The sequence below is a fragment of the Rhodoferax sp. genome (assembly GCF_028689305.1).
In the GTDB taxonomy this organism is placed as follows: domain Bacteria; phylum Pseudomonadota; class Gammaproteobacteria; order Burkholderiales; family Burkholderiaceae_C; genus Rhodoferax.
On record NZ_JAQTWM010000141.1, the window covers coordinates 1 to 5541 of the forward strand.

At 63.3% G+C, this 5541-nt stretch carries 6 protein-coding genes and 1 pseudogene; all 7 read right to left on the bottom strand.

Translation table 11 applies throughout. The annotated features are described in order from the left end of the window. Positions 1-20 precede the first annotated feature (20 nt). The gene (locus PHW99_RS17815; protein ID WP_300180849.1) at positions 21-1499 is read right to left on the bottom strand and encodes a proton-conducting transporter membrane subunit; all 1479 of its coding nucleotides are present in this window, start codon (positions 1497-1499) and stop codon (positions 21-23) included. 71 nt (positions 1500-1570) lie between these two features. Continuing rightward, positions 1571-2152 carry a TIGR00730 family Rossman fold protein gene (locus tag PHW99_RS17820; RefSeq protein WP_300180852.1) on the bottom strand — a complete coding sequence of 194 codons (582 nt, stop codon included), beginning with the start codon at positions 2150-2152 and terminating at the stop codon, positions 1571-1573. A gap of 50 nt (positions 2153-2202) precedes the next feature. Next, a complete protein-coding gene (locus PHW99_RS17825) occupies positions 2203-2949 on the bottom strand; it encodes an SDR family oxidoreductase (protein WP_300180855.1) in 747 nt (248 codons plus the stop codon). Continuing rightward, positions 2946-3170, bottom strand: coding sequence for a DUF1737 domain-containing protein (locus PHW99_RS17830; protein ID WP_300180858.1), 225 nt, complete (start codon positions 3168-3170; stop codon positions 2946-2948). The genes PHW99_RS17825 and PHW99_RS17830 overlap by 4 nt, the downstream gene beginning before the upstream one ends. A gap of 195 nt (positions 3171-3365) precedes the next feature. Next, positions 3366-3956: a hypothetical protein gene (locus PHW99_RS17835; RefSeq protein WP_300180861.1), complete on the bottom strand. Its 591-nt coding sequence runs from the start codon at positions 3954-3956 to the stop codon at positions 3366-3368. Then, positions 3953-4885 carry an NADH-quinone oxidoreductase subunit H gene (locus tag PHW99_RS17840; protein ID WP_300180864.1) on the bottom strand — a complete coding sequence of 311 codons (933 nt, stop codon included), beginning with the start codon at positions 4883-4885 and terminating at the stop codon, positions 3953-3955. The genes PHW99_RS17835 and PHW99_RS17840 overlap by 4 nt, the downstream gene beginning before the upstream one ends. Next, positions 4882-5541, bottom strand: a pseudogene (locus tag PHW99_RS17845) (proton-conducting membrane transporter); the annotation flags it as partial. The pseudogene PHW99_RS17845 and the gene PHW99_RS17840, both read right to left, overlap by 4 nt.

The following is a 5541-nucleotide window of genomic DNA, read 5'->3' on the forward strand; positions in this document are numbered from 1 at the left end:
TGGCAGGGTGTGGTGCATGTTTAACCCCCAATCGACACCGCCACGGCGCGCAGCAGGTCGGTGAACGGCGCCGGGGTGTAGGTGCCCAGCATCACCAGCACGGCGACAAACCCGAGCTTGGGCAGCAGCGTGATCCAGGACTGCGGCGGGGCCGAGACCTGCACCTTGGGCAGGCCCCACAACATCGGGAAAACGGTGCGCCCGGTGGCGACAAAAATCACGGTCAGCATCACACACATCAGCGTGAACGCCAGCAGGTTGCCCGCTTGCACAATGCCCGAGAGGATCAGCATCTCAGCCAAAAAGCTGGCAAACGGCGGAAAACCCAGCAGGGCAAAAATACCCAGAGTGAACAGCAGCCCGGCCAGCGGCAGGGTGCGGATGATGCCGCTCAAGGGGCCGACCTCATTGGTGCCGTAGACGGCGCGCATGCGCCCGGCCGTCAAGAACAGCAAGGACTTCACAAACGCATTGCTCACGATGTACAGCACCACACCGTAAGCGGCGGCCTTGCCGACCGACAGGCCCAGCGCAATCACACCGGATGAACTGATGCAGGCGTAGGCAATCAGGCGTTTGTAGTTGCTGCTGGCCATGATCTGGATGGCGGCCACCACCAGCGAGAGGTAACCCATCACCAGCAGCTCCTGCGAGACAAAGCCAACTTCGGTACCATGAAAAATCTGCAGGATGCGAAACAGCGCCACCACGCTGATGTTGAACTGGATGGAGGCCAGCAGGGCGCTGGTGGTGGTGGGCGCGGCCTCATAGGTTTCGGGCAGCCAGCCATACAGCGGCGCCAGTCCCAGTTTGCCGCCCAGGCCAAACAGCATGAACGACAGGCCCAGGCGCTGCCAGGCGTCCGGGTCCCGTGTCAGGGAGGCGCCCAACTGGTCCACCATGAAGCTCACCTCCAGCCCGCGCACATGGGCCGACTGCGTCAGCGCCATGAAACCCAGAAAGGTGACCGCCAGCGTCATGGCCGAATACAGCATGTAGCGCCAGGCGGTGGCGCGCGGGTTGGCGGCGTCACCACGCGCCACCAGCGGCGCGGCGCACAAGGTGCTGATCTCGATCAGCGTCCACAGCAGCACCAGGTGGTTGGCCATCAGCCCGATGTTGATGACCGCCATGAACAGCAGCATCAGCGCGGCGCGTGAGCGGATGTCTCTTGTGAGCGCCGGGGTGTGGCGTTCGCGCGAGTACAGGTAGACACAAATGCCCAGAAACACGGTGTTGATGACCACGATGAACAGCAGCGAGGTGGCATCGAGCACCAGATAACGGTTGGCAAAGTACAGCGGCAGGGCGCTCAAAGGCTGGGTCAGGAACACGCCCATGGCCCCCAGCCACATCAGCAGCGCCACCCCCACCAGCGCCGGTGAGATCCAGTGCGTGCCGTGCACCAGCTCGTCGGCCATGTGGCTGGCAAACGGCTGGTGGGCGGTCGCCGAAGACACGGCAGGTGTTTCGGTTGCTATTGAATTTGAAGCAGTCATCGCTTGTTTTACTTGGACTTAAGGGTGATTTTGTAATGAAGTCTGTCAAGCCTGGGTTGAAGGATAGTGCGTTAAGTCCCGGATTTTTCGATCCACTTGTGCACCGTGGGCGGCTGGTAGCTGGCAAACCGGTCCAGCAGCGTGTCGGGCGCGTGTTCAACCATCAGGGTGCTGCGGTGCGCGGGTTTGACAAACTGCTCTGCCACCGTGTGGTCCAGAAAAGTGGTCAGCGTGTCGTAATAGCCTGCCACGTTCAGCAGACCGCAGGGCTTGGCATGAAAACCCAGCTGTGCCCAGGTCCAAATTTCAAAAATCTCCTCCAGCGTGCCGACACCTCCAGGCAGCGCAATAAAGCCGTCAGACAGCTCAGCCATCAGGGTTTTGCGCTCGTGCATGGACTTGGTGACGTGCAGCTCGCTCAGTCCCTTGTGTTCAATTTCTTTCTGTTTGAGCGCCTCAGGAATCACCCCCACGGCGCGCCCGCCGAGTTGCAGCACCGAGTCGGCCATCAGCCCCATGATGCCGACACTGGCCCCGCCGTAGACCAGACCCAGGCCGCGGTCTACCAATGCCTTGGCCAGCGCCCGCGCACCGTCAGCATAGGCCTCAATTCGACCAGGGTTGGAGCCGCAATAAACGCAAATATTCTTCATGGCGTGTGAGGGGTGGTTAAAAAAATGATTGTCGGTCTGGCGTTCTCGGCCTAACGCCCACCTGACACATCCAGCGTGGTGCCGGTGGTGTAAGAGGCTTGGTCGGACAGCAGCCAGAGCACGGCCCTGGCAACTTCTTCGGGGTAGCCGCCGCGTTTCATCGGTATAGCCTCTTTCACCCGGTCTACCCGCTGCGGCTCACCACCGCTGGCATGGATGTCGGTGTAGATGACGCCGGGCGACACGGTATTGACACGAATACCCTCGGCCGCCACCTCTTTGGACAAGCCGATGGTCAGGGTGTCAACGGCCGCCTTGGAGGCCGCGTAGTCCACATATTCACCCGGCGAGCCCAGGCGCGATGCGCGTGATGACAGGTTGACGATGGCACCGCCCGCGCCGCCGTAGCGTGTGGACATGCGCCGCACCGCTTCGCGTGCGCAGATGAAGCTGCCCACCACGTTGGTGGCAAAAATGCGCTGGATGCGTGCGCTGTCCATCTCGTCCACACGCGCTTGTTTTGCCAGCACCCCGGCGTTGTTGACCAGGGCGGTCAATGGGCCGTAAGCGGCATCCACCTGTTCAAACAGCCGAACCACATCGCCCTCCAGCGCCACGTCCGCCTGCACCGCCATGGCCTCGCCATCTTTCCGGCGGATGGCTCCCACCACCGCCTCGGCAGCGGCCTGGTTATGGAGGTAGCTGATGCAAACCGTATAGCCTTGTTCGGCAGCTTGTTGGGCCACAGCGGCGCCAATGCCGCGGGAGCCGCCGGTGATGAGGATGATTTTTTTCATGGTGTGGGCTGCACCATCGTGCGTTGAATGCTGGGCCAGATGACGGCTTGCGCCACGATCACCTTCTCGCCATTGAACGTGGCAGACGGTGAGCCATAGAGCAAGTAACCCAGCGCCAAGGCATCACTGACCCGGTGGCAAAACGTTGCATCGTCCGGCCCGGTGAGCAAGCGGTAGGTGGGCAAGCCGTCTGGCGGTTGTGGTGGAGAAGCTGGGTTCATGTGGGGGACTTCATTCCAAATCAGTGCGTCTGCAGTTTGCCGGAAACGTATTTAACCGCAGTGCAAAGCACACCCGGCGGGCACTGTAAATTGGATAGCTTCTTGCGCAAGTAGAACAAGGGCGACAGAGAAAAAAGCATAAAAATCAAGCAATTTCAGTGATGGGGTTGGTGCGAAGCGCGTTGCATCCACCCCTCACAACTTCTGCCCCCGTATCAACCAGCTCCCCACCGCCACCGTGCCCACATACACCGCGCTGATGGCGATGTGCACCGGCAGCGGCCAGGGCTCGGGCATCAGGGACTCAAACAGCGCCAGCGCGTTTTCCATGAACAGCAGCGCCACCAGCTGCGCCACCGGCTCGCGGTTGGTGGCCAGCAGCAGGAAGGCGATGGTGACGGTGGCGGCAATCACGCCCAGGGTCAGGGCGCGCACATCGGCCCGGGCACCGTCGCCAAACTGGAACGCCACGATGATCAGCGTCACCGCCACGCCCCAGGTGAACAGGTTCGACGGCATCACATCCAGCTCGGCGGCCTTGTTGTCAGCCAGCGTGCGGCGCAGCAGGTGCGGCACCAGCCAGGCCCGGATGATCAACACCTCCAGCCCGGCCTCCAGCGCGTGAAAGTCCAGCTCATGGTGTTTGTTGAGTGTGATCCAGCCCAGGGCCAGCGCCTGCAGGCTCAGCCAGGCGGGGGTGACGGTGAGCTTGCCAAAAAACACCGGGATCACGGTGGCAATCAGGCAGGCGATCAGCGCCAGCGTGGGGTTGTTGGCAACGTTCACAGGCCGCCTCCCACCACGCCCACCACCAGCGCGGCAAAACCCACCAGCCAGCCAGCCAGCCACACGTAGCGCGGCACCCAGGGCAAGGGCAGGCGCGCCATCAACGATTCAAAACAACCCACCACCACCGCCACGCCCAGCATCAGCAGCACCGCCACCGCGCTGGCCGCCAGTGGCGCAGCCAGCGGGTCCAGCGGGTTGAGCAGGGTGGCGATCAGCCCGGCGTAAAGCGTCATCTTCAGCCCGGCGGCGTACTGCATGGCGGCCAGCTCCGGGCCGCTGTGGTCGAGGATCATCACCTCGTGGATCATGGTCAGCTCCAGATGCGTCAGCGGGTCATCCACCGGCACGCGGGCGGCTTCGGTTTGCAGCAGGATCAGCAGCGCCGCCGCCAGCGGCAGCACCACCAGCAGGTAATAAGACGTGTGGCGCAGGTGCCCCAGCATGTCGGCAAAGCTGCTCAACCCCGTGGCCGCACCGACCGTGCCGAGCAGCAAAAACAGCGCCGGTTCGGCAAACGCGCCAAACATGGCTTCACGCGCGGCCCCCATGCCTTCAAACGGGCTGCCCACGTCCATGGCCGAGAGCATCAACACAATGCGCGCCAGCCCCAGCGTGTAGGCCACGGCCACAAAGTCCTGCGCAAACGACAGCGGTGCAAACTGCCCCAGCAGCGGCACAAAGGCCATGGCGGCCAGGCCGCAGACCAGCACCACATAGGCCCCCAGGCGAAACAGCGGCGTGGCCGTGTCACTCACCACCGGGCGTTTGCGCAGCAGGCGGCGCAGGTCGTGGTAAGACTGGAACAGCCCCGGCCCCTTGCGCGCGCCCCACCAGGACTTGGTGCGGTTGATCACCCCCACCAGCAAAAACGGCATCACCAGCGCTACGGCGATGTGGATCAAGGTCAACAGTGTGAAGGTGTTCATGGCAGCGCCCCTTCAGCCAGCACCACCAGCGCGGCAATGGCCACCAAGGCGGCCAAGCCCAGGGCAAAGGCCACGCGCGGGTCGTCCTCCCGCATCAGTCTGGAGATCAGCGAGGCCGACTCGTCCCCGTGGCCGATCACGTTGTAGAGCCGGCGCTCCACGGCGTCCACGCAGTCGGTGATCACATAGGCATCGCTGGGAAAGTAGCCTGTGGGTGCCTTGCGGCGGCGCAACATCACCATCACACCCTTGTAATGGCGTGAAAAATCCCTGGAAAAACTGCTACCGGTGTACTGCAGCCGGGCATCGCCAGCGGTGTAGCCGCAGCCCCAGGTCGGGCCGCTGGCCGCGGGCTGCGTTCTGAACAGGCGGCGCAACCCCCAGGCCAGCAGAATCAGCCCCGCTACCGAGACGGACACCAGGCTCACGCGGCCCAGCACATCCTGCAGCTGTTGCATGGCATCAAGCTTGAGGGCGTCGGGCGCCGCATGCAAAAACAGCCGCGTGGGTGCGGCCACCAGCGCCAGGCCCAGCACCGGCATCAGGCCCAGGGCCACCGTACCGGCGGTGTGGATCAGCAGCGGGGCCAGCATCCAGCCGCTGGGCTCGTGCCCTGCGGGCAGCGTGTCGTCACGCGAGGTCCCCATAAAAATCAC